A 22,639-nucleotide genomic window follows, 5' to 3' on the forward strand; every position below is an offset into this window, starting at 1 on the left:
ATGGCCGCGAGGCGGCCGCGCTGTGGTGCTCGTCGGTGTCCGGCCGGCGGCGGTCCCGGGCTTCGCCGCCGGCCGGATGGTGCTGCCGGTGCTAGGCGCAGCTGATTCCGATACAGACGGTGTTGAGCAGCGTCAGCAGGCCGACGCACTCACACGTGGCGGCGAACGCCGCCCCGTCGACGCCGACCGGGTCGGTCTCCGGAAGGGCGTGGAGCTGGGCCAGCAGTTCGATGTCGTGGTTTTCCATGGTGTTTCCCTTCTTTGTGCGGAGTGACGGCAGCTCAGCTGCCGCTCACACCGGCACCTGGACGCTCCAGGGCCGGGGGTCTGTGGTGTACGGGCAGAAGCCCACGTGGCGGCCGTCTCCCGCGACGGCAAGCCCTCCCGCCGACGGCCCCGCCGCCGCCCCTCCACCGAGAGGGCCTGCTCCGCGCAGGGCCTGGCCGAGCGGCTCAGGCTTGAGGCTCGACGGTCCAGTGACGACGTGCGCCGGGGTGGCGCAGCCTCAGGAGGAAGGCCAGGATTCCGGCGGAGCCGTCGCTCCAGCTGGTCGAGACGTCCCCGTACTCGTTGGGGAAGACGGTGTGGCCGCGGCGGTCGGCCTTCTCGCGGACGATGAGGTGGGCCAGGTCCCCGGCCATCGAGCGGTAGACCGGGTCACCGGTGGCGTCGGCCATGTCGAGGAGGAAGTCTCCGTTGCCCGCGAGGCCGTGGCATTGGGTGAGGGGGGCGCGGGAGGCGCGTTCGGCGACGGCGTATGTGCTGCGGTGGGCGAGGTCGGCGAGCCTTTCGTCCCCGGTGACCTGCCACAGCCGGATGAGGAAGGTCCCGATGCCCGCCGAGCCGTGGCACCAGTACGGCGCCGTGGGGACGTCGCCGGCCTGGGCGGGCCAGTGCGCCGCCTCGCCGGACCGTACGGCACTGGCCAGGAGGTCCTCGCCGACGCGCATGGCCAGTTCCCTGTGCGCCGGGCGGTGGGAGAGGGCCGCCGCCGAGAGGAGGAAGAAGCCGATGCCCGCGGTTCCGTGGGCGAAGCCGAGGTAGCGCTTGCCCCCTTCCGTAAAGCCACCCGTAGAGCCCCCGCCCTCGGTTGCCCCGCCCGCCGAGCCCCCATTCGGTGATCCGGCTGCCAGCGCACCGGCATCCGCGGGCACCGCCCACCCCACTCCCTCCGGCCCCTTCTGCGCGGCGGCGGTCAGCCGGTCGGCCGCCTCGACGGCCAGTTCCGCCCAACGCGCGTCACCGGTTCGTTGCCACAGGTGGAGGGCGGCGAGGCCGCTGCCGGCGGAGCCGTGGGTGATGTCGTGGTGGGGCGTCGGCTGTTGAGGGGCGAGTGCGAGGGCGAGCGCCCGGTCGGTCAGGGCGCGGTCGTCGAGGGCGCGCCCGGCGTCGTACAGGGCCCAGGCCGTCCCGCGGCCCCCGAAGTGCAGGCCGGGGCGCGGGGAGTGGGCGTCGGTCCGGTCCGCGATCCAGTGGGCGGCGGTGGAGAGGACCTGGGGGAGGCGGGTGTCGCCGGTGAGTTCGAAGTAGCGCGTGAGGACGGCGAGGACACCGGCCGCGCCCTGCTGAACGGTGCAGGGGTCGCTCTCCCCGGCCATGGTGGACACGGGCCAGAGCCGCCGGTCGTCGGCGGGGGTCATGGAGCCGATCAGATGATCCACGAGACCGGCCACGGCGTCGGTGCTTCCGGCTTCGTCCCCGCATGGAACGGGCTCTGTGGCGCCCGGGCTCGTTGCGGGGCGGCGGGCAGCGGCGCGAGACCGCCCTCGTACCGGATTGGTCTCCCGCAGCGCGGCACGGGCCTTGGCCGGCTCCCACCGCTCCGCGGGATCGTCCCTCGTCAGCCCCAGGATCATGCCGGTCACGCCATCCGGCAGATCGAGGGGCCCGGCGCAAGCCGCGAGCCATGCGGCGAACCGCTGCTCCGTGGTCAGGTCGGCAGGGTCCTCCGGGAGCAGGTGGGGGACCTTTCCCGCGAGGACGAAGCAGGCGGTGGCGCCGAGGCTGTAGTAGTCGGCGGTGGGGTGGACGGGGGCGTCGGTGAGGCGTTCCGGGGCGCTGAAGCCGGGGGTTCCGACGCGGGTCGGCAGGGCGGAGTCGTCCGCGTGAACGGCGAGTTCGAGGTCGATGAGGCGTAGTTCGCCGTCGGGGCGGACCATGACGTTGGCCGGTGTGAAGTCCCTCAGCACGCAGCCGCGGGCATGCGCCGCCTCGACCAGGTCCACGAGCCGGGCGACCTGGAGCAGAGCGTCGGCGCGGTAGCGCGCGGCTCCCGCGTCGCGGAAGTGCTCGGCGACCCAGGTGCGCAACGGCACACCCGGCACCTCCTCCTGGGCCAGGAACATATGCCCGGCGTGCTCGAACAACGCCAGCGGCTCCGGGGCGAGCCCCCAGCCCTTCAGACGTTCGAGCATCCGGGCCTCGGCCCGCAGCCAGTCACGGACATCGCGCCCGGAGGTGTCGGCCTCGACGTGGGGCCTGGCCTCCTTGATGACGACGCGGGCGCCCGTACGGACGTCGCTGCCGCGATAGACACCGCCCTTGTTGGTGTGCCGGATCGCTTCCCGTACGGCGAACCGGTCACCGAGTACGACTCCACCGGGCTTCCCGCCGACGGTCTTCCCCGCGCCGGCACGTGAAGGAGCGGCCGCCGTCGTGGGGAACGGGGAGACCGCCCAGGGAGGCGGCGCGTACTGACCTGTCCGCTTGTCCTCCACGGGATTGCCGTCGGGGTCCTCGATGAACCACACGAGCAGACCCTCGTCGGACAGCCGCCGCCGGCCGACGAATGAGCCGTAGCGGTAGTGGACCAGGCTGTGTACGGCATAGGGCTGGTCGGACAGGATCCGCGGCCCCGCCAATCCCGCCGTCGCCTCGTGCAGCCGTCCGGCGAGAACGGCGGCCTCGGCATCGGACGACGGGTACACCGTGATGAACTTCCCCGAGCTCCCTCGGGGCGTCGCACGGGAGTTGAGCGCACCGACCTGCTCCAAGGACCGCGCGAACTTGAACCCGGAGTCTCCCCTCAACAACACCGCCAGCGCCCGTTCGAGCACCGCCGGCGCGGAAGCGGCCGTCGCCGACACGTGCAGCTTCCACCCCTGCTCACGCCGAGCCGCCCCGACTCTCGGCCCGTCGGCGACGCCCACCCGGCACCACATCTCGTCCGCCTCGGCCGTCCACCGCGCGCCTGTCCCCGTATCCCGTAGCGCCCGGCGCAACAGGTCCTGCAGATCGACCTCGGTCGTGTGGCTCGACATCGCGTATCCCTCCCAACGGTGAGCACCGCCGGCGGGAACGTGCCCAGTGGCATAACCACATCAACACCCACCCCGTCATATTCACTTCATTCAGCGAGCGCACAGCGCCCACCACCCCTCCCCACCCACGCCCGGCGCACCCGAGCCCGCCCGCGCACACCTCGCGTGCCAGTCCTGCCACCCTGTGGACCGGCCGAGCGAAGCTCCTGAGAAGGGCGCCGCCTGACGAGGGGCGCGCCCCTTAGCTGCGCGATCGTGGCGTTTATCGTCAGGCTATTGCAATGAGTGGGTGGTTGTCAGTTGCGTTACGCGCAGGGCCACTGCAACGATTTCATGGCTCTGACCTGGGGTTTCAACGTTCCTACGCAACGACGTCGTTGCCAGGGCCTCGAACGCAACGTAGCTTTTCCTTCATCGGAAAGAGTGGGACGGCAAAGAGCCCGCCACTGAGAAGGAGCAGAGAAATGCAGCAGTTCGCCACCCCCGCCACCATCGCCACCATCCTCGACATCCCCGCCGGCACCATCCGCCTCATCGCCGCCGACCGCGCCGACACCACCGTCGAGGTCCTCCCGGCCAACGCCGGCAAGAGCCGCGACGTGAAGGCCGCCGAGCAGATCACCGTCGACTACACCGACGGCGTCCTGCGGATCGCCGCCCCCGCCGCCAAGAACCAGCTCTTCGGCAACTCCGGCTCCGTCGAGATCACCGTCCAGCTCCCGGCCGGCTCCCGCGTCGAGGCCAAGGCCGCCCTCGCCGAACTCCGCGGCGTCGGACGCCTCGGCGACGTCACCTTCGAAGCCGCCCAGGCCACCGTCAAGCTCGACGAGACCGCCGCCGCCCACCTCACCCTCCAGGCCGGCGACATCACCCTCGGCCGCCTCACCGGCCCCGCCGACCTGCGCACCCACAAGGGCGCCCTCACCGTCACCGAAGCCCAGCGCGGCACCGTCACCCTCACCACCCAGCACGGCGACATCACCATCGGCGCCCCCCGCGGCACCTCCGCCACCCTCGACGCCGGCACCGCCTACGGCCGCATCAGCAACACCCTCACCAACACCGAAGGCCCCCAGGCCGCGCTCAACATCCACGCCACCACCTCCTACGGCAACATCACCGCCCGCAGCCTCTGACCCACCCCGCCCCGCCGCGCCCCCCCGCCCGACCCGCCCCGACCCGCGAAGGCGCTCGGATCGCGTTGTCAGTGGTGCCTGGAAGGCTGAGGGGATGAACGGCGATGAGCAGCTACTGCGCGGCCGGGTCTACGGCCACGACCACGACGACCCCGACCCAAGCCCGATCCCCGGGCAGAGCTACGCCGCGCTCGTGGGCGGGCCGCTGGACGGGCTGCTCCTCGACATCACGGGCTGGCGGGACGAGGAGGTCGACGACGGTGCCGCGCTTGCCACCGAGCTCGGGCAGTGGCCCGGCGGGCGCTCGCTGTACGACCCGCGCCCCGGCGAAGCCCGTACCCCCGGCCCCGGAATCGTGTGCCGCTTCCACCATTCCGGGGACACGCCCTGAGGTCAGCGGGCGCCGAAGACCTGCGTCCAGTAGGGGCCACCGGAGGTGTGGATGCCGATGCCGATCTCTTTGAAGTCGCAGTTGAGGATGTTCGCCCGGTGGCCGGGGCTGTTCATCCAGGCGTCCATGACCTGCTCGGGCGTCTGCTGCCCCATCGCGATGTTCTCGCCGTACGTCGACCAGGGATACCCGGCGGCCGTGATGCGCTGGCCCGGACCGGCGCCGTCAGGGTTGGTGTGGTCGAAGAAGTCCCGGGCGGCCATGTCGTCCGAGTGGCCCTGGGCCGCCTTCGCCAGCGTGGCGTTGGCGCTGAGAGGCCCGCAGCCGGCTTTGGCGCGCTCGGCGTTGACGAGCGCGATGACCTGATCCGCCGCCGAACTCTGGCCGCTGTCGTGCTGCGTACCCCCGCCCGGGCCGGTGTCGGTCCCACCCGTGGGCGTGGAGGTCTTCGACGGTGTGGAGGCCTTGGTCGCGGGAGCCTTCGGACGGCGCGGCGTGGTCGTCGCGGTGGTGGGGCGGGAGGTCTTGGGGGCAGTGGACGTGGCCTTCTTCGATGCGCCCGGCGCCGTGGAAGCGGCCGCCGACGCGGAAGCCGAGGCTGACGGGGACGTCGAAGCCGTCGACGGGGACGCGGTCAGCGCGCCCGGTTCGTTCGCCGGCGGAAGGCCGAGGTCCGGGGCGGCGGCCCGGTTCGCCTCCAGCCGGTCGTGCCCGTCCCGCCCGTTCTGCAGCGAGAACGCCCCCGCGGTCACCGCGGCGACGGCGATCCCGGCCGCGACAGCCGCGCGGCGACGCGTCCGCTCGTCCGACTGGCGGCGCCGCCGGCGGGCAGCGCGAGTGCTACGCGAGCCGGCTGCGGTGGCGGCGATGCTGTGGGTGGCAGCGGCGCTTTGGGTGGCAGGGGGGGCAGGGGTGGCCGGGCCGACGGCCGTAGCGAGGGTGGCCGGGCCGACGGCCGTAGCGAGGGTGGCGGGATCGACGGCCGTCGCGGGCGCGTAGGACTGTGCGGCCGTGTCGACCCCGGTGGCGCAGTAGGCGCACTGGCTGGTGTGCAGGGCCAGCCGGTCACGCCACGGGGCGCTCGGGCGGCCGTCCCAGGCGGCGGCCTGCTGAGCCAGGGCGGGGCAGTGGGGCTCGCGAGCCAGAGCCACGTTCACGGAGGCCGCGGCTTCCAGGCGTACCCGTACGGTCTCCATCCGCATCGCGGTGTCGTCCAAGGACCACTTCAGGGCGGCCGCCGTTTCGTACCGGCTCAGGTACCCCTCCTGCTCCAACGACCACAGCGCGGCCATCAGGGCGTCCTCGACGTCCACCCAGCGCAGGACCTCGGCGAAAGCGCCCTCCGCCGAGCTGTGCGGGTCCGCATGGCCCGCCGGGACGGCAGCCGCATGAGCCAGTGTGCTCTCCAGGGCGACCGTCACCACCCACGGACGCAACGCCGCCTCGGCGGGCAACGTACCCAGCGCGAACAGCGCACGCCCGAGCGCATCCCGCTCCACGGCACGCGCCGTCGCCTCCGCACCGGTCCGACCAGCCAGCGCACGAGCCGCCAACGCCTGGACGAGCGGCTGATAGGCGAAGCCGAACTGCTCCCGTACCCAGGGCGCGCCGAACTGCGCCCCTCGTATCAGCTCCGCATCCGTCAGCTGCTCAAAACCCGTGGTCCGCTGCACGCTGCCCGTCCTTCACTTGCCTCTTGTGGAGTCTCTTGTGGAGTCCCTTGCACAGAGGAGAGCCTCAGCCCCGCACCCCGATAACGGAAAGATGAAATCCGGATCCGTGACGTGGGTCACAGGCCTTGCCCCCTCCCGGGACCGGCCCGGGACGCCCCTGCGCCGCACGGCGCGGCTCCGGCTCGAACGGGTTCGATAGGTTCCGGATCATGACTGAGACCACAGCCGAAGCCTGGCCGGAACCACCCCTCGCCGGCACCGAAGCGGCAGCCGTCCTCGGCGCCCTCGAACGCCAGCGGGCGACCCTGGCCTGGAAATGCTCCGGCCTGGACGCCGCCGGCCTTCAGGCCACCCTCGGAACATCCACCATCACCCTGGGCGGCCTCCTCAAGCACCTGGCCCACGTGGAGGACAGCCACTTCGCCCGCCTGTGGCTCGCCTCACCCGTCTGCGCGCCCTGGGACATTGTCGACTGGGAGTCCACCCCCGACTGGGACTACCGCTCCGCCGCCGAGGACGCCCCCGAGCAACTGCTCGCCCTCTGGAAGGCATCGGTCGCCCGCTCCCGCGCCATCATCGACACCGCACTCAGCACCGGCGGCCTCGACCAACTCGGCGCCTACACCACGCGCACCGGCGAGCGCCCCAACCTCCGCCGCATCCTCCTCGACCTCATCGAGGAATACGCCCGCCACGCCGGCCACGCCGACCTCATCCGCGAATCCATCGACGGCCTCACGGGCGAGGACCCGCCCCGGTAGAGCGCTCGCGGGTCGCGTGCGCCGCCCCCCTGGCTGGAAAGTTGAACATGTTCAACTGCTCTGGCAAGGTATGTCTCCACGGCCCCATCCCATGGCTGGCCGATGCGAGCTGAGGGGGCGGTTCTCGTGGTGGGCGGAAACAGACTGCGTACATGGGGGGCGACCCTCGCCGGCCTGATGGTGGCCCTGGCCGCTCTGACGGCCTGCGCGGGTCCCTTCCAGTACTACGACGGGTCCGGGATCCACGACGCCACGGAAGCCGAAGTCGCCGGGGGCTGGGCGAACATCGAAGGCACGCGCGTGCTGTTCCGCGAGGACGGCACGGCCCTCGTCGAGAAGCTCGACGGGGAAGACTTCGACTTCGACGACGGCTGGCGTCTCTCCGGCAAGGGCGCCTGGCAGCTGCTCGACCGCCCCGGCGGACAGGTCGTCCGGCTCGAACTGACAGACAGGACTCAGGTGGAAAGCCGTTCCCCGGAAGCGGGGGTCCCGGCCCCGGCCCCCAGCCTGGCCCCCGAGCCCCCATCGGCGTACACATGGTCCTTCTACGTGGACCGCGACCAGCACGACAAGGTGAAGCTGTTCTTCTTCTACGGAGACCCCGACATCGGGAACACGTATGTGATGAAGCGCGAGGCGGGGTCGTAGCTGTAGCTGCAGCCGTAGTTAGTTGTCGTTGTCAGGAACCGGCTGTCTCCGCGATGAGAGCCACCGCCTCGTCGAGCTTGCCGATCTCCTCCGGGCTGAGCGTCGGGTTCGCCGCCCGCCGCGTCCTGGCCTCCGCGAGGTGTACCGCTTCTACGCCACCGAGTTGCCGTAGCAGCGAGGAGAGCAGAGCCGTTGCGGCAGGCATGGCGAGGGCGACTTCCGCCAGGATCAGCGCGGCCATCGCCGAGTCCAGACCGGGCGGACCCTCCGCCGCCGTGGCCCAGTCGATCACCACCGGTCCCTGTGGTGTCAGCATCACGTTCTCGGGATGGAAGTCCAGGTGCAGGACCCGATGCCCCGGGTCGGCGGAGAGACGCGCCGGGATCTCGTGCAGACGCCGCAGCAGCTCCGCCAGCGTCGCACCCGCCTGCTCGGTCGTCATCGCGCCGTTGACCAGGGCGTCCACCATCGTCGTCCCGGACAGCCGCTCCATCACCAGCTCACCGGCGGCCGCCCCCGGCCAGACGGCGGGAACCGGAAACCCGTGCTCCGCCAGGTACGCCATGACGGCGACCTCGCCTGTGGTGTCCTCGCCACCCCGATAGCGCCGCAGTACACGCCCATCGTCCAGCGCGAACACATCGGCCGTGCGGCCGGCCCCCACCAATTCCCCGATCTTCATTCCGGAAAACCTAGTTGAGGCACTCCAGCCGACGCCAGAGCTCCCGTAGAGCTCCCATAGAGCGCCCACCCTCCCGGGGCGGTGAGGCGAAATCGGCTCGCCGTGCCGGTGAAGCAGATGGCAGGGTGCGGCGCATGACGCCTCAGTATCAGGTTCGTGCCGACTACGACGCTCGCACGATCGTGGTCTATCAGGCGTACTCGCCGGCCATCGCTGACGCGGCGCTGCGGGCGGGGCGCTTCGTCACGCCGTTCTCGTTCCATCGAATGACGTGGATCAAGCCGTCGTTCATGTGGTTGATGCACCGCAGCAACTGGGCCCGCAAGCCCGGCCAAGAACGTGTTCTGGCGGTCCGGATCACCCGTGACGGCTGGGAGGAAGCCCTGTCACAGGCCGTGCTGACAACACGCGATCCGGCGGCAGTGGCCCAGGCGGCCGTACATGTCCAGTGGGACCCCGAGCGCTCGGCGCGCGGAGCGGCGCTCAACCACTACAGCATCCAGGTCGGCATCGGTCGCCACCTGATCCGCACCTTCACCGACGACTGGATCGTCAGTCTCACCGACCTCACCCCTCAGGTCCGCAAAGCCTCGACGCTCATGCAATCCGGGCACGCCACCAAGGCACAGCGACTGTTTCCCACGGAGCGCACCTACCCGATGCCCCAGGCGCTGGAATGCGTCATTTCCCCCTGAGGGGCCATCTGGCCAACTCAACGCAGCGCGGCACGGAGCAGGGCAACGTCCGCGACGGGGACGGCGATTTCCCAGTAACGGTCAGCGGCTTGGAACGAGAGCAGACGGAAGGCGTACTTGTCGACCGCCCAACTGCCCGCGCCGGTAACGCGCCCGGCCCCGTGAACGTGAAACGGAGCGACCAGCGCGACAGCGGCCCGGCTGGTCCCGCCGACTATCCGCAGCGGCCTCCAGGCCACCGGCGACGGCGCGGCCGGATCGAGCACCAGCGTCCCTTGGCGGAAACGCCGGCCATCGCGGACGAACGCGGAGACCTCGAGAACCTCGCCTGAGCCCAATGCGAGGACGTCCCTCTCGCCCCGGTGGCCGGCGCCCCCGGCGAGTTGATCGATGAGACGGCTCGGATGCCGGAGCAGGTCCGTGAAGGACTGTGTGCCGGCGGCCCGGCGTGGCATTCGTCCCACCGTCGTTCGCCCTCCGGCTCCTTGGTGGTATCCAACGTAGTGACGGGAGCGTACCCCCGACGTGAGGAATCACGGGGGCGCGCGATTAGAACTTGTCCGGCCGATCATGATGGTCGTTAGGCTGGCGTCCAGGGAGGCTGTGATGGGTGCCGTGGAGATGACCCGGACTGAAGCGGTCGCGCTCGTGCAGCGGATCATGGATGCGGACTATGCGTCCGAGGACGAGGCGGACGGGTGGCTGGACAGGCTCGACAGAGCCCTGGTCTGTCCATCGGGCCACGTCAGCGGCCTGATCTTCTGGCCAGAACAAGAGCTCTCTGCCGATGAGGTGGTCGATCAGGCATTGGCCTATCGGGCGATCGCGTTGTGACGCGCGCGCTCAGGCGCGATGCCAGAGGGCGAGGGCCGCTGCGGTTGCGGTGCCGAGGAAGACGTAGCCGCGCTTGTCGTAGCGAGTGGCTACGGCTCTGGCGTGCTTGAGCCGGTTGATCGCCCGTTCGACGGTGTTGCGTTCTTGTACCGCTCTTCGTCGAAGCCGGTGGCCGTCCGCCGCGTGCCCCTTTGTGCAGCCGGGCGGCCTGGCTGTCGGTCTTCTCCGGAATCGTGTGCCGGATGGCCCGGGGCCGCAGGTACTCGCGGCACGGACCGTTGCTATAGGTCTGCACGGGCTTGGACTGAGTGCAGTCCTCTGACTGTCCCGGTGTGACGATCAGGGGCAGCGGGCGGCAGCGTCCGTCGGCGCTCAGGTGGAGCTTGGTGGTGAACCCGCCGCGCGAGCGGCCCACGCCCTCACCTCCTGCACCGCCTCCACCAGGCGGGCGACGAGGCTCTGCCACGGCGTTTCGCCCTGGCGTTATGGCGCCTCCGCCCCCCCTTTGGCGCCCGGGGCGGGTCGGCGCGGGAGTCGGTTGCGTGCTGATGGGCGCGCACGATGGTGGAGTCGACTGAGATGTCCCAGCCGATCGCCCCGGCCTCGGCCTGGACCTTCTGAAGCAGGAGATCCCAGGCTCCGTCGGCCGACCACCGTCGGTGACGTTCATCCACGATCTTCCACGGCTCGAACCGTTTAGGCAGGTCACGCCACTGCACTCCGGTCCCCACCCAGTGCGGAATCCCGTCGATCGCCTGCCGGTGATCCCGCCATCTGCTCAACGCCTATTGCTGACCGGTAGAAACGGTCGCAACCGTGCCCGCACTGCATCACTCAGATCACCCCGCCCCATGACAGGAAGTACGAACCGGACGCACGCCAGTCACAAGATCACACTCTCTCCGACCCCTAATCCGTGACGAAGGGGGCCTATCCGACCGAAACCTCGCTCACCTGGAGGTCAGAGAAGAGGAGTAATAGTCAAGAGTTGTGGGTGAGGCCCTGCGACTCGACGGCGGTGATCTCGGCTGCTGCGAGCCGAGCCTCCTCGCGCACCTCTGGGTCGGAGTGATGGAGGAAGGACTTGATCAGCGGTCGAGCCTGCGGGTCGTGGGTGGCGCCGAGGATGTAGAGCGTGTGGACGAGGAGTTCACGTTCCATCGTCGGCATGGCTGTTGCCAGCGGTTCGACGAGGGTCAGAGGCAGGTGGTAGTGGTTGAACGCCTCGCTGATCGAGTTCAGGGCGGACTCGCGCACTTTGGTCACCGGTTCGTTGACGGCCACGCTGACCAGACGTCCGACAGCCAGGCGAGCGGAGCCCGCGTCGAGTGCGGCGCCGCGCAGGAGGTCCCCGAGGACGTCGGCGGCGACGTCCCGACGGTCTGGATCGCGGTCGCTCAGTGCTTCAAGTGCCTCGAACATGTCGTTCATGCTGCCACCTCGGACCGCTCGACCAGTGGTCCGATTTCGAAGTGCGCCCCGGCACGGACCAGCGGCACTAGGTGGGCGCCGGGTCGTGCATCCCGCGGCGGCGGCAGTCACGCAGCAGGTCGGCCCACGACTCGGTGCTCTCGCGCAGGCCCTCGGCGAGAGCGATGAGCTCCTTGGTGCCGTCCAGGCGGACGCCGAGCAGGACCAGGACGCACGAGTGGGCCTGGCCGAGGCGGACCTTGGGGTGCACGCCGTCGGCCCCCACGTAGACGTAGTCCCGGTCGGCCAGGCCCCGGGTCTCGAAGGCGGCGTGGTCGTCGCTCCACTGCTTGGTCAGCCGGGTCACCGTGGCCGGCGGCAGGCCGGCGGCGCCGCTGAGGAGTGGGAATCACGGCTCGGCTCGCCGACAAGCATGGGCGGGGCTTGGTGTTCCTGAACGGGGCGCGTTCGGCGACGTGATGAAGGAGGAGGGGGCCGACCTTCACGCCGAGCGTTTCGACGGAAGGCTCGACTTCCTCGTCTACTCGGTCGCCGTGCCCCGGCGCACCGAACCGGACACCGGTGACGTGTACGCCTGCGTCTTGAAGCCGGTCGGCTCGCCGTACACGACCAAGACCCTCGTCTTCGACCACGATGGCGCGGCGGAGGTGAAGGAGGTCACCACCGAGCCCGCCGAGGGCGATGACACCGAGCAGGCCGTCGCCGTGATGGGCGGCGCCGACTGGGAACGGTGGATCAGCATCCTCGCCGACCGCTCGCTGCCCGCCGACGGCTTTACCATCGCCGCCCTGTCGTACGTCGGCTCGCCGCTCGCTCTGTACGTCGGACTCCTGCGTCGTGTCCTCGGCGACGCCATGGTGGCCCCGGTCGGCCGGCTCGTACAGCTGTGGGGCCAGCTCACCGCTAGTGCTCTGGCCGCATTGGTTCGCCGGGGTGTGGCAGCCATCTCCTCCCCCTGCGCTGTCAGCGCCCAGGGCTAGGTTGAGCGCGAGTCGATGAGGGAGCGAAGGGAGTCCAACGTATGGGTGCCAGCGGGTGGAGCCATGTCACGCCGTACCGCGGGAGTGTGGGTTCGAGTCTGGAGGCTCTGCAGGGAGAGGTCTTTGCGCAGAAGTACGGCGATGGCGAGGAGTACGGCACCATCAAGGAGCTCTATGCCGATGAGGAGTTCATGGGGGAAGAGGGAACTCACTCGATACTGGACGTTCGTCGCGTCGTGGAGTCGACGAAGGTGCCTCGGGAGTCCAGCACAGAGGACTACTTCACCGTGCGACCACTGGCCCCTGCTCGGGTCTTGATCCACTTCGGTACGGTTCGCCCTACTGTTCAGCAGTACGAGGAGGCAATCGCTCAGTCCTACGCGTTCATGAATGCTTGGCGCCCGGGCGATAGGGACACAAGTCTGCTGGGGGAGCACGAGATGCCCTGGACCGGCTTTTACGTGCTACTTCACGCCGATGACAAGCTCACACACGTCGGTTTCTTCGGGTCTTCCGGAGACTGACCTAGCGACGGGTACGGCCTGACCTCTTGGTGTGGATTAAGCAGCCGTCTGGGGGCGTCCGCCCCAACGAATGTCCTTCGCGCTGCGGACGCGAGCGCGCTCGCGCCGTTGGGCGATCAGCACGTCGGGGATGCGGGCGTTCGCGTTGCGCAACCGCAGGTAGGCGTGCCGGGCACGGGTCTGTGCGGTGTGGTTGCGGTGGTCGGAGTTGGCGACGCTGAGCTGCCGCGGCGGCCCGAAGCGCGCTTCGATCGGGTTGGCCCAGGACGCGTAGGTCGGGCTGCCCGACCACCAACCCGGCGAACGAATGTGGCCAGAGCACTAGCTGCCTCCTCGACCTCGACGACGAAGGCCGGGTCCTCCTCGACACCTGGGAACTCGACGCCGCCGTCCAGGACGCCGTCGTCGAAAGCTGGTCCACCACCGCCACCGCCACCACCGCCACGAGCGACACCAGACCGACCTCGCCGACCTGGACTGGTTCGGTGACGAGGTCCGCCGCCTGTACGGCTTCTCCGTCCCCGGCGTCGACTACACGGCCGTCGTCGAGACCGAGGTTCCCTTGCCTGCCCCGATGGCCTGATCTCGGCCAGCCGTCAGGAGGAGGACTGAGGGGCCGGGGTGGCCTGTTTTGCGGCGGCGACGAAGGTACGGATCAGGTTGTGGTCCTTGATGCCGCGGGAGGACTCGACGCCGCTGGAGACGTCGACGCCCCAGGGGCGGGCAGAGGTGATGGCTTCGGCGACGTTTGCCGGGGTGAGGCCACCCGCGAGGAGCCACGTGCCGGTGGGGCGGGCCGTGTCGAGTAGGGCCAGGTCCCAGGGTTCGCCGGAGCCGGCGTGCGGAGAGTCGAGGAGGAGGACTTCCTCGCCGTACGCGCCGACACGGGTGTCGGGGTGGTCGTTCAAGGACGTGGCGCGCCACAGGCGGGGGAAGATCGTGGCCGCGGCGGTGAAGTCCTCCTCGGCGTAGGCCGTTCCGTGCAACTGGAGAGCACCGAAACCGAGCTGCTCCGCGATGCGGGCGGCTTCGACGGCCGGGGTGTCGTTGACCACCAGAACGGAGAGGACGTTCGGCGGTACGTGAGCCGCGAGCCGTGTCGCCCGGTCGCGGTCGAGCCCGCGCACGCTTGTTCCGCTGATCACCAGGCCCACGGCATCCGCGCCGGCCTCGACCGCCACGTCGATGTCGGCGGTGGACCCGAGCCCGCACACCTTGACGAACACTTGTCTCTCCTCTGCTGAACCCGGTGCTGCACCCCGACCCTACTCACTCCTGAGCGCCCGCCGACCGCCTGATTCCGCGGAGCGGTACCCCCGCATGCCATATGCGGTTTCCGTATGCGGGTTGCTAGGTTTGCCTCATGATGGGTACGGAGGAGCTCCTCAGAGTCACGGTCTCCGCGTTGATGACGCGGACAGGGGAGCGCCAGCAGGATCTGGCGGCCGGGATCGGCCAGTCCCAGGCGCAGGTATCGCGCAAGCAGCGCGGCCAGCAGCACTGGTCGCTGGAGGACATCGACCTGCTCGCCGCGCATTACGGCCTGCCCGTCCTGGACCTCCTCGCCGGGCCCACGCACGCGGTCGGCGTTCTGCACGGCGCGGTGTCCCGCCTGCACCCCTCCGCCGAGGCGTCCCCCGTGCTGCCCGCGCAGTCGCAGGCCGTGCCCGTCGCGGAGCCCGCGCAGCGCCTTCTCGATGCCGTGCCCACCCTTGATCCGCAACCGCAACCGCAACCGCAACCGCAACCGCAACCGCAACCTCAGCCGCAACCTCAGCCGTGTGTCCTGTGCGGGCAGCCGGCCCTGGACGACGTCGACGGCTATCCGCAGCACCTTGACCCTGCCGAGTGCGCGGCCGCCGTTGCCGCGGCGAGCGCACCTCAGCACACGGGTAGGTCTCAGGATGCTGCTGAGGCTCAGGTCTCCCCGATGCCTCGGCACCCCGTGTCGGAGCCGCAGTCGTCCTCTGCGGAAGCGCCGTCCGGCCCCACCGCTCCGGCCGAGCCCAAGCCCGATTCACCGTCGCAGTCCTCGGTGGCCTCTCCCCCCGCGCCTCCGCCCACGCCCCCGGCACCGCCATCGTCGACGCGCCGAAGCACCCCCGTATACGCCTCCGGCTCCCTCGTGGAGCAGATCACCGGACGGGTGCACGAAGTGCTCGACGACTGCGCCGGCGATGTCGAGGCAGCGCAGGCCGCGCTGATCAAGTCCGCGATTCCGGATGTGATGGCCCTGCTGAAGGTGTCCCGGGTCGGGGGCCGATATGAGCATTCCGAGTTTCCGCCCACGCAGGAAATCCTCAGGAAGAAGTCACAGAAGGGCGCGGACGAGATCTGGGAAGGCCGTCCGAAATGGCGGAATGCGGAGCTGCTGGCGGCGGCGAAGCGTGGCGAGCACATCGAGGTGACGGCGCTCGACATGAATGCCGCGTATTTGTCGGCGTTGAAGTCGTGGCTGCCGATCGGCCAGCTTCGGGAGGACACCAGCGGGGTGCATGATCCGAAGAAGGCGGGAGTGCACCTGGTGACTCCGTCCGCCTGGGAGCACACGGACCTGCCGAACCCGCTGGGGAACCGCATGGAACCCGGTGAGCTGTGGGTGAGCGAGTCCACGCTCCGCCTTCTCCTTGATTGTGCGCGGCAGGGGCTTGCGGGTCCTCCCGTCATCCATCGTTCCCTCGTGTCGGGGGCCTCGGAGGCGCTCCTCGAGAAGCTCCGCCGTGCCCTGGCCGAGACGCGTAAGGCGGCTCTCGCCGAGGGGGACGAGCTGACCGTGGCCTACGTGAAGGCCATGTACTCGAAGTTCGTGTCGACGATCGGGGAATCCAGTGCGAACCGCGAGATTCGGCGACCCGACTGGATGCACATCATCAGGGCGAAGGCGTTCGCTAATCTCTGGATGAAGGCCAACAAGGCGCGCAAGGCGGGACTCGACGTCGTGGAGATCTCCGGTACGGACGAACTTCACGTCGTGGGTGACTGGCGTGCGGTGTTCCCGGAGGGCCGTGACCTGAACGAGGTCAAGGAGAAGTCGACGTACGTGCTCGGAGGTAAGCGCTGATGACCGGTTCTCCGGACCTGTGGTCCCGTTGGGGCGAGTGGCAGAAGGCCGACGCGCGGGGGCTGAAGGGCGGCGAGGCGCTGATCCTGGAGCTGAACAGGGTCGTACACGCCTCCGGAATCGTCTCGCCCGTGACGACGAAGCGCGGCCTCGCCGCCCGTCTGCGCTATCTCGACAGCCCGGCCGGCCGTACCGCACTCTCCGCGCAGGGAGTCACCGCCCGTACTCTCCGCTCCTGGGCCCGGGGCAAGGCGACCCCCTCGACCGCGAGCCGCCAGCGGATCGACGCGGCCTACTGGGCCCGGCGCCGCGAGAACCTGATCAAGTCCGGCTGGCTGGCCCGCCACCTGGACAACGACGGCCGCGGCAGCCGCATGGAGATCTACCCCGTCGACCAGAGCCACGTCGAAGCCAAGTACCAGCGCCCCAACATCAGCCAGCGCTCCATCACCGTCCGCTATATCTGGAGCGACCTCGTCGACGCCTGGGCCGCTCGCGACCAGAACCTCGTCGACGAAATCTGGGACGACGTCATCTCCGACCTCGACTCCGACTACGCCGCCTACGCCTACGTCTCCGCCATCGGCATCAGCGCCTGACGCCGCGTCCTGCGGCACCGGAAGGTCCTTCACTCACCCCTTCACGGCAGCCGCGATCCGCTCGGCGGCCTCGGCGGGCGTGAGGTGCGTGGTGTCGACGACCTCCGCCTCGGCGTGCAGCCACGTGCGCGCCGCCTCGGCGTAGGGCTCCAGGTACTGCAGCCGGAACGGTGAGTCGGGGCCGATGACTGTGTCGCCCGCGATGCGCGCACGGAGCGTCTCCTGCTCTGCGTGCAGGACGAAATGCCGGACCGGAATCCCGTGCTCGGCAAGCCCCGAGCTGATCTCGCGCCAATACCGCTCGACCAGCACCGTCATCGGCATCACCAGCGTCCCACCGGCGTACTCGAGCACACGTCGTGCCGTCTCCACCACGAGCGGCCGCCACGGCGGCCAATGCTGAAAGTTGTTCGTCGCCGGCAGCCCCGGCTTGATGTCCATGAGCGTCTCCCCGACCTTCTCCGCGTCCAACACCCGCGAGTCGGCGATCAGCTGCTGGACCAGCACGCTGGTCGTCGTCTTACCCGCACCATGGGTGCCGTTGAGCCATACGATCATGCCCTCGACGCTAGCGGTCACACGGGGCAGGTGGGCAGCACTTGGCCGTGCCGGGGGCCGTGGGGGAGTTGGGCACGTTCCGGTGCGGGCGGCCGTTGGAGGGAGGGAGAGGGGGAGGGCGAGGGGGCCAAAGGGCGGCCGTTGAAGGGGTGTTGATGGCCTGTTGGTGATCTGTTGCGGGTGGCTGCGACGGTTCGGTCATGAACAAGTTCAAGAAAGCGGCTCTGACCCTCGCGTCCGCCCTCGCACTGACCGTGGGGGCCGCCACGGCGGCGCACGCCGACGGCAACGTGACGTGGCGGAGCGCGTACACCGACCTGTGTCTCGCTTCGATCGACAACAACTGGGGCTACCCCAGCAACGTCGCCATGCGCGGCTGCGGAAACGCCGGGACCACCTGGTACGAGCAGAACCTCGGTGACGGCACGTGGCTGATGAAGACCACCAGTGACACGGACTTCTGTCTGACGGCCTACAGCGACCACGACGTCTACATGGAGAAGTGCTCCGGCAACATCTGGCAGCGCTGGTCCGAGGAGTGGGACGGAGGTCGCGGTATCTGGCGCCTCAAGCACGCCGCCACCCAGTGGTACATCACCGACTACGACCGCGGTCTCCAGATCGGCGTCGACCCGCTCAACCCCGGCGACAGCCGGCAGTGGTGGCGGTGATGCACCGCTCTCCCGTGCGGTAGCCGTGACGGGATGAGCGACGGGGGCGCCGCCTCCTGGCCCTTCTTCCTAGCGAGCCGGTGGCTCGTTGACGGGAGGGGTGGGCCAGGGGGCGGCGCCCTGGGTGTTTCGTGGGTCGCCGCCATCGCCGCCGTCGTCGAGAGTGCCGCCAACGCGGCCATCGCGGCCATCGCCGCCATCGTCGGCGCCGGCATGGACGCCTCGGCCGCCCGGCATCGACTCCGCGGTTTCATCGAAGCCGCGGAGTGTCCAGAGGCCGTAGAGGGCCAGGAGTGGTTTGGCGGGGAGCCATTCTCCGGGGCGGTAGTCCTTGGCGCGTACGAGGCGGGCGGCGAGGTCGGGGCGTTGGCGTCGTAGGTAGGCGCGGGCTTTGAGGGCGTGGGCGGGTTGGGAGACGATTTTGATGAGGTCGGCGTCTTCGAGCAGGGGGATGACGTTGGTGATGTTTTCCCAGGTGGTGGTGCTCTGCTCTTCGAGGAGCGGGGTGCCGTGGAAGGCGAGGACGGTGGTCGCGTAGTCGGCCATCAAGCGGGCTTCTGTCGTGCCTCCGGCCGGCGCGCCGCCACTGAAGATCAACTGGGTGTGCTTGCGTGTGCGGCCGGGGGTGAGGGAGCGGATTCCGGCGCGGACGCGCCAGCGGTTGATGAGGTTCGCGCGGGGTTGGGGGTTACGGAAGCCCAGGACGACCACCGCCTCCGTATCGCCCTGGCGCCGGCCCACGAGACGGTGGGACCACCGCCAGTTGACCCACTCGCCCCAGGCCAGGAGCGCTGCCCCGGCCATCGCCACTCCCGCGCTTCGTCGCATGGGGGGACTTTAGGACCTCCTCGGCCGGGCCGTGCGTCGGCGCATCGCGGCGCCGGCCAGGGCGCGGAGAAGGCGGACGTACGGCGACCAGCGGGCGGGGTGGGGGAGGGTGCCGGTGCAGGCGAGTTCGGCGCGGTCGAGGCCGTCCTCGAGGCAGGCGTCGTGCAGGGGGCGCCAGGCGAGTGGCCAGGTGAGCCGGGCGAGGCCGCGGGGGGTCATGGTGAGGGTGTGGTGCAGTCGGGTGCGGTCCGGGTCGACGGGTAGGACGGCCAGTTCGTGGAAGCCGTGGAAGCCGCGGGGGCCGGTGAACTCGAAGCGGATCCAGCGGCCGGGGGTGTAGCCGGACACGGTGTAGCGCACGGGGCCGTGGCCGCCCACGGCGCCGGGGCCGAGCGGGCGGTCGAACCGCATCGGCGACCAGGCCTGGCCGGGCCACAGGCGGTCGCCCTCGCCGGTCGCCAGGGTGTCGATGAGTGCGCCCACCTCGCTTTCCTTGGCGGGCAGCAGGCGTTCGTGCACGTTGTGGACGCCCATGCGTCCTCCCTTCCAGAGTATTGGAGACCTCTCTCCAATTAATTGGAGGGTACTCTCTGATTCATGGCGAGACCACCCCGCTTCGACACGGACCAGCTTCTCGACGCCGCCGTCCGCCTCGCGGCCTCCGGCGGACCCGCCGCCGTGACCATGTCGGCCGTCGCCCAGGCCGTCGGCGCGCCCAGCGGCTCCGTGTATCACCGCTTCGCCGGGCGCACGGCGCTGCTCGCCGAGGTCTGGCTCCGTACGGTGGAGCGCTTCCAGGAGGGCTACTTCGCCGTCCTGGCCGGCGAGCCCGACCCCCGGCGGGCGGCCCGCGCCGCCTCCCGGCATGTGGTGGCCTGGTGCCGCGAGAACCCGGACGAGGCGACACTCCTCCTTTACGGCCCCGCCGACTTCGGCCGCACCGAATGGTCCGAGGAGCACGGCCGGCGCGCGTCCTCCGGCAACAACCGGGTCTTCGCCGCCCTGGCCGACCTCTCGAAAGCCCTGGGCGCCCAGGACGAACAGTCCCGCGACCGCATCGCCCTGGCCCTCATCGACCTCCCGCTGACCGTCGTCCGCCGCCACCTCCGCGCGGGCACCCCTCTGCCACCGCACGCCGAAGACCTCACCGAGCAGTGCACCGCGGCCCTCCTGGACCAGAGCCTGTCGTCAGGTGAGGGTGGTGGGCCTGCGGGGCGGGGGGATCGCGCGGAGTAGTTCCCACAGCGGTCGCGAGCCGGAGGCCCAGGTGGCGAGGGTGTGCCGGTCGACCACGTGAAGGCGCTGTTGTTCGGCGAAGGTCTGCGCCGGGGCGGTCACGCGACCGTTGGTGACGATGACCGCCACGTCGGCGCCGTGGACCTGGCGGGCGGTGCCGTTCAGGACCTGCAGGTCGGGGGTGCCCACCGGGGACCCCGCGATGCCGTTGCGGCGGTGCTTGCACTGGATGACCCAGCGGCGGCCGTACGGGTCGGTGGCCTTGACGTCCGCGCCCAAATCGCCGCGCCCGCCCACCCGGACGGCGTCGCGGCAGCCGTCGCGGTGCATCAAGTCCCGTACGGCGTCCTCGAACCGGGTGTGGTGGAGGCCGTCCAGGTGGGAAAGCGCGTAACGCAGGCCCTGGGCCCGTACCGCATCCCACTGCGCTTCCTGGCGCTTCCGGTGGACCCTTCCGGCGTATACGAGCGCGGCCAGGGCGCCCGCGACGATCAGGACCCACCAGTGGGCCAGCAACCAGGTGACGACCGCCACCACCAGGGCGATGACGGCGGCCGCCGCCACGAGCAGGCCGATCACGCGGTCTTCCGCGCGGCGCCGCCCTCCGGACGTGCGCCGTCCGCGCCGCCGGGCCGGCGACCGCCGCCGGGTCACCTGCGCGCTCCGCGCGCACCGGGCCTCATCGGCTGGCCTGCGTCACGCCGGTGGTGAGTTGGCCGAGGATGTTCAGAATGCCCTCGCCTACGGGCGTCGATGCGAGGAGCACGCCCAGGGCCAGGACGATGAGCGCCGTGTTGCGCTCCTCGACACGGCTCCGGGCTTGCGTGCGCCGTCGTAGCCGGAAGTAGACGATCACCGCGAGTAACACGGCCACGTTGATGGTCACCAATTGCCCCACGCCCCCTACCGCATCCGGCCGACAGACTCATCCCGGGCGGCAGCGCACCCGCCCAAGCCTTCCTGTGTAGCGGCGTGCCGCTGAAGTCGCAGCCGGGTCGGCGGTGAATGGCGGCAAAACGATCTGTCTGGCCGGATTGCGTGGCGGGTGCCGGGTCTCTGACGGGTCAGAGCGGGGTGACGGTGAGTTCCCAGTGGTGGCGGCCCTTGTCGATGGCGAGGAACAGGGGTCCGGCGGGGAGTTGGAACGTCTCCTTGACGCGGCGGCCGTTCCAGGCGTGGACGAGTTGTTCGTCGGGGCGGCGGAGGTCGCCGGGGGTTTCGCCTCGGTACTGGTTCAGCTGGAACCAGCCGCTGTGGGGGTCGGTGGCCCGGACCTTCACCTCGGCGGCTGGGCCGGTGTGGACGAAGACCTCGCGACCGCTGCCCGCGAGGGTGCCGGGGCCGAGGGGGACGGCGGCCGTCAGGGGGAGGACGGTGAGTTGCCACGACCCGGACTGGCGCACCTTGAGCTTCAGGGGGCCGCCCTTGCGTGGGGGCTGGAGCAGGGCGCGGCCGTAGTACTCGGGGAGGTCGTTGCAGAAGGTGTCTCCGGAGCGGCCGACGATGGTGACCTGGAGGAAGTGGTAGTCCTTGACCCGGGCTTCAAGGATCACGGGGGCCGAGTCCGGCGGGAAGGCGAGGTCCACGGAGACGGTCTTCTCGCCCTTGCCGCTGAAGACGAGCGGTTCGAAGTGGAAGAGGCCGGCACCCCAGGCGGGCGGGGTGGGGGAGGGTGACAGGCCGACGCCGGTCGGCGGGTGCGGGGGCGCGGCCCGGTGTGGCGGGGGAGTCGCGGGCGTCGGGAGTTGGAATGCGGGCGAGGGGATTCCCTGGGGCGGCGAGTCCGTCTTGGTCACGGAGCTGAGTGGCATCGGCCCCGAGGGCGGCGAGGCCACGGGTGGGGCGGTCTGCACGGGCGGCGGCGGGACCGCCGGCCCCGCGACATGAGCGGGCACCGGCCCAGCCCCCGACGCGAGCGGTGCCCCAGCCGCCGACGCGGACACCGCCCCAGCCCCCGACGCGAGCGGCGTCCCAGCCGCCCCGCTCCCCGTCCCCGCGACCCCGAAGTCCGCCGCCAGCCCCGCCAGCCCCGTGTCGTACCCCTGGCCCACCGCGCGGAACTTCCAGGCCCCGTCGCGGCGGTAGAACTCGCCGAGGAGGAAGGCGGTTTCGATGGAGGCGTCGGTGATGTCGTAGTGGGTGAGGAGGGTGCCGTCGAGGGTGGTGACCTGGGCGTACAGGCCGGGGATCTGGCCGAAGGTGCCGGTGTCGCAGGAGCCGGCGATGAGGATGCGTTGGATGGCCGGTTCGATGCGTGGGAGGTCGAGCTCGAGCCATTCGGCGACTTGGCCGGAGCTTTCGCCGGTGCCGATGTGCCGTACGGCGCCGGAGGGGTGCGTGGGTTGGGCGTGGAAGACGATGTCGGCGTCGGCGTGGACGGTGCCGGTCGCGTCGAGGAGGAGGGCGGAGGCTTCGACGGCCGGGGCGCCGGGGGTGCGGTTCCGGCCTACCGCGATGCGCAGTGGGGTGGAGGGGACGGGGGCGTTGGCGCCTTTGGTGATGTGCGGCATGCGGCACATGGTGGCAGTGGACATGGTGTGAAGAAAAGATCTTTGGGGTGGATGGGGCGCGTTGCGTGGCTGCCTCGGTCGGCGCGGGGCGATAGGCGTTGGGTGATAGGCGGCCAGGTCCGCCTCGGTCGAACTCCATGACTGTGTTCAGGAGTTGACTG

At 70.3% G+C, this 22,639-nt stretch carries 24 protein-coding genes and 5 pseudogenes; 13 read left to right on the forward strand and 16 right to left on the reverse strand.

Annotated elements, in window-relative coordinates:
• Positions 1-91: 91 nt before the first annotated feature.
• Together ACZ7G1_RS03715 and lanL are read right to left on the reverse strand one after the other, a co-directional pair.
• Positions 92-247 carry a VenA family class IV lanthipeptide gene (locus tag ACZ7G1_RS03715; protein WP_470878048.1) on the reverse strand — a complete coding sequence of 52 codons (156 nt, stop codon included), beginning with the start codon at positions 245-247 and terminating at the stop codon, positions 92-94.
• A 205-nt stretch (positions 248-452) separates the two neighbouring features.
• Complete coding sequence (gene lanL / locus ACZ7G1_RS03720) at positions 453-3,260, reverse strand: class IV lanthionine synthetase LanL (RefSeq protein WP_470878049.1); 2,808 nt, start codon at positions 3,258-3,260, stop codon at positions 453-455.
• A 464-nt stretch (positions 3,261-3,724) separates the two neighbouring features.
• Between lanL and ACZ7G1_RS03725 the strand changes: the two genes are divergently transcribed.
• Together ACZ7G1_RS03725 and ACZ7G1_RS03730 are read left to right on the forward strand one after the other, a co-directional pair.
• Complete coding sequence (locus tag ACZ7G1_RS03725; RefSeq protein ID WP_471203953.1) at positions 3,725-4,396, forward strand: DUF4097 family beta strand repeat-containing protein; 672 nt, start codon at positions 3,725-3,727, stop codon at positions 4,394-4,396.
• A 94-nt stretch (positions 4,397-4,490) separates the two neighbouring features.
• The gene (locus ACZ7G1_RS03730) at positions 4,491-4,787 is read left to right on the forward strand and encodes a hypothetical protein (protein WP_470879520.1); all 297 of its coding nucleotides are present in this window, start codon (positions 4,491-4,493) and stop codon (positions 4,785-4,787) included.
• A gap of 2 nt (positions 4,788-4,789) precedes the next feature.
• Here ACZ7G1_RS03730 and ACZ7G1_RS03735 read toward each other — a convergent pair whose 3' ends face one another.
• Complete coding sequence (locus ACZ7G1_RS03735) at positions 4,790-6,460, reverse strand: CAP domain-containing protein (protein WP_470879521.1); 1,671 nt, start codon at positions 6,458-6,460, stop codon at positions 4,790-4,792.
• Positions 6,461-6,669: 209 nt separating this feature from the next.
• Between ACZ7G1_RS03735 and ACZ7G1_RS03740 the strand changes: the two genes are divergently transcribed.
• On the forward strand, positions 6,670-7,221 hold the full coding sequence (locus tag ACZ7G1_RS03740) for a DinB family protein (RefSeq protein WP_470879522.1): 552 nt from the start codon (positions 6,670-6,672) through the stop codon (positions 7,219-7,221).
• Between the two features lie 129 nt (positions 7,222-7,350).
• Positions 7,351-7,869, forward strand: coding sequence for a hypothetical protein (locus ACZ7G1_RS03745; protein WP_470879524.1), 519 nt, complete (start codon positions 7,351-7,353; stop codon positions 7,867-7,869).
• A gap of 31 nt (positions 7,870-7,900) precedes the next feature.
• On the opposite strand, the gene ACZ7G1_RS03750 is transcribed toward ACZ7G1_RS03745, so the two are convergent.
• Positions 7,901-8,551, reverse strand: coding sequence for a phosphotransferase (locus ACZ7G1_RS03750; RefSeq protein ID WP_470879525.1), 651 nt, complete (start codon positions 8,549-8,551; stop codon positions 7,901-7,903).
• Between the two features lie 134 nt (positions 8,552-8,685).
• Here ACZ7G1_RS03750 and ACZ7G1_RS03755 point away from each other — a divergent pair, with 134 nt between their 5' ends.
• On the forward strand, positions 8,686-9,246 hold the full coding sequence (locus ACZ7G1_RS03755) for a DUF4291 domain-containing protein (RefSeq protein ID WP_470879527.1): 561 nt from the start codon (positions 8,686-8,688) through the stop codon (positions 9,244-9,246).
• A 17-nt stretch (positions 9,247-9,263) separates the two neighbouring features.
• On the opposite strand, the gene ACZ7G1_RS03760 is transcribed toward ACZ7G1_RS03755, so the two are convergent.
• Positions 9,264-9,701 carry a hypothetical protein gene (locus ACZ7G1_RS03760; RefSeq protein WP_470879528.1) on the reverse strand — a complete coding sequence of 146 codons (438 nt, stop codon included), beginning with the start codon at positions 9,699-9,701 and terminating at the stop codon, positions 9,264-9,266.
• A 151-nt stretch (positions 9,702-9,852) separates the two neighbouring features.
• Here ACZ7G1_RS03760 and ACZ7G1_RS03765 point away from each other — a divergent pair, with 151 nt between their 5' ends.
• Positions 9,853-10,080 carry an e9imm peptide gene (locus ACZ7G1_RS03765; RefSeq protein ID WP_470879530.1) on the forward strand — a complete coding sequence of 76 codons (228 nt, stop codon included), beginning with the start codon at positions 9,853-9,855 and terminating at the stop codon, positions 10,078-10,080.
• Between the two features lie 9 nt (positions 10,081-10,089).
• Here ACZ7G1_RS03765 and ACZ7G1_RS03770 read toward each other — a convergent pair.
• The 3 genes and pseudogenes from ACZ7G1_RS03770 to ACZ7G1_RS03780 all read right to left on the reverse strand — a co-directional run.
• Positions 10,090-10,933: pseudogene (locus tag ACZ7G1_RS03770) on the reverse strand (IS5 family transposase).
• 128 nt (positions 10,934-11,061) lie between these two features.
• The gene (locus ACZ7G1_RS03775; protein WP_470879532.1) at positions 11,062-11,502 is read right to left on the reverse strand and encodes a HEAT repeat domain-containing protein; all 441 of its coding nucleotides are present in this window, start codon (positions 11,500-11,502) and stop codon (positions 11,062-11,064) included.
• A gap of 88 nt (positions 11,503-11,590) precedes the next feature.
• Positions 11,591-11,890 (reverse strand): annotated as a pseudogene (locus ACZ7G1_RS03780) (transposase); the annotation flags it as partial.
• 79 nt (positions 11,891-11,969) lie between these two features.
• Between ACZ7G1_RS03780 and ACZ7G1_RS03785 the strand changes: the two are divergent.
• Positions 11,970-12,491: a hypothetical protein gene (locus ACZ7G1_RS03785; RefSeq protein ID WP_470879534.1), complete on the forward strand. Its 522-nt coding sequence runs from the start codon at positions 11,970-11,972 to the stop codon at positions 12,489-12,491.
• Between the two features lie 41 nt (positions 12,492-12,532).
• Positions 12,533-13,015 carry a hypothetical protein gene (locus ACZ7G1_RS03790; RefSeq protein WP_470879535.1) on the forward strand — a complete coding sequence of 161 codons (483 nt, stop codon included), beginning with the start codon at positions 12,533-12,535 and terminating at the stop codon, positions 13,013-13,015.
• 36 nt (positions 13,016-13,051) lie between these two features.
• Here the strand turns inward: ACZ7G1_RS03790 and ACZ7G1_RS03795 are convergent.
• Positions 13,052-13,297, reverse strand: a pseudogene (locus tag ACZ7G1_RS03795) (IS630 family transposase); the annotation flags it as partial.
• A gap of 50 nt (positions 13,298-13,347) precedes the next feature.
• Here ACZ7G1_RS03795 and ACZ7G1_RS03800 point away from each other — a divergent pair.
• A pseudogene (locus ACZ7G1_RS03800) lies at positions 13,348-13,598 on the forward strand (enoyl-[acyl-carrier-protein] reductase FabV); the annotation flags it as partial.
• A gap of 13 nt (positions 13,599-13,611) precedes the next feature.
• Here the strand turns inward: ACZ7G1_RS03800 and ACZ7G1_RS03805 are convergent.
• Positions 13,612-14,241: a phosphoribosylanthranilate isomerase gene (locus ACZ7G1_RS03805; protein WP_470879537.1), complete on the reverse strand. Its 630-nt coding sequence runs from the start codon at positions 14,239-14,241 to the stop codon at positions 13,612-13,614.
• A gap of 137 nt (positions 14,242-14,378) precedes the next feature.
• Here ACZ7G1_RS03805 and ACZ7G1_RS03810 point away from each other — a divergent pair, with 137 nt between their 5' ends.
• The gene (locus ACZ7G1_RS03810; RefSeq protein ID WP_470879539.1) at positions 14,379-16,076 is read left to right on the forward strand and encodes a helix-turn-helix domain-containing protein; all 1,698 of its coding nucleotides are present in this window, start codon (positions 14,379-14,381) and stop codon (positions 16,074-16,076) included.
• Positions 16,076-16,675, forward strand: coding sequence for a hypothetical protein (locus ACZ7G1_RS03815; protein ID WP_470879540.1), 600 nt, complete (start codon positions 16,076-16,078; stop codon positions 16,673-16,675). The genes ACZ7G1_RS03810 and ACZ7G1_RS03815 overlap by 1 nt, the downstream gene beginning before the upstream one ends.
• 33 nt (positions 16,676-16,708) lie before the next feature.
• On the opposite strand, the gene ACZ7G1_RS03820 is transcribed toward ACZ7G1_RS03815, so the two are convergent.
• Complete coding sequence (locus ACZ7G1_RS03820; RefSeq protein ID WP_470879541.1) at positions 16,709-17,233, reverse strand: AAA family ATPase; 525 nt, start codon at positions 17,231-17,233, stop codon at positions 16,709-16,711.
• 200 nt (positions 17,234-17,433) lie between these two features.
• On the opposite strand from ACZ7G1_RS03820, the gene ACZ7G1_RS03825 reads away from it, so the two are divergent.
• Entirely contained in the window at positions 17,434-17,904 is a 471-nt protein-coding gene (locus ACZ7G1_RS03825; RefSeq protein WP_470879543.1) for a hypothetical protein, read from the forward strand.
• A gap of 258 nt (positions 17,905-18,162) precedes the next feature.
• On the opposite strand, the pseudogene ACZ7G1_RS03830 reads toward ACZ7G1_RS03825, so the two are convergent.
• Both ACZ7G1_RS03830 and ACZ7G1_RS03835 read right to left on the reverse strand, forming a co-directional pair.
• Positions 18,163-18,732 (reverse strand): annotated as a pseudogene (locus tag ACZ7G1_RS03830) (YdcF family protein); the annotation flags it as partial.
• 9 nt (positions 18,733-18,741) lie between these two features.
• A complete protein-coding gene (locus tag ACZ7G1_RS03835) occupies positions 18,742-19,266 on the reverse strand; it encodes an SRPBCC family protein (protein WP_470879545.1) in 525 nt (174 codons plus the stop codon).
• A gap of 63 nt (positions 19,267-19,329) precedes the next feature.
• Between ACZ7G1_RS03835 and ACZ7G1_RS03840 the strand changes: the two genes are divergently transcribed.
• Positions 19,330-19,968 carry a TetR/AcrR family transcriptional regulator gene (locus ACZ7G1_RS03840; protein ID WP_470879546.1) on the forward strand — a complete coding sequence of 213 codons (639 nt, stop codon included), beginning with the start codon at positions 19,330-19,332 and terminating at the stop codon, positions 19,966-19,968.
• On the opposite strand, the gene ACZ7G1_RS03845 is transcribed toward ACZ7G1_RS03840, so the two are convergent.
• From ACZ7G1_RS03845 to ACZ7G1_RS03855, 3 genes are all read right to left on the reverse strand, one after another.
• Positions 19,921-20,622, reverse strand: a complete 702-nt coding sequence (locus ACZ7G1_RS03845; RefSeq protein WP_470879548.1) for a restriction endonuclease — start codon at positions 20,620-20,622, stop codon at positions 19,921-19,923. The genes ACZ7G1_RS03840 and ACZ7G1_RS03845 overlap by 48 nt on opposite strands.
• A 25-nt stretch (positions 20,623-20,647) precedes the next feature.
• Complete coding sequence (locus tag ACZ7G1_RS03850) at positions 20,648-20,857, reverse strand: hypothetical protein (protein ID WP_470879550.1); 210 nt, start codon at positions 20,855-20,857, stop codon at positions 20,648-20,650.
• A gap of 175 nt (positions 20,858-21,032) precedes the next feature.
• On the reverse strand, positions 21,033-22,502 hold the full coding sequence (locus ACZ7G1_RS03855; RefSeq protein ID WP_470879551.1) for a TerD family protein: 1,470 nt from the start codon (positions 22,500-22,502) through the stop codon (positions 21,033-21,035).
• Positions 22,503-22,639 lie beyond the last annotated feature (137 nt).

It is taken from the genome of Streptomyces sp. NPDC037273, assembly GCF_055603625.1.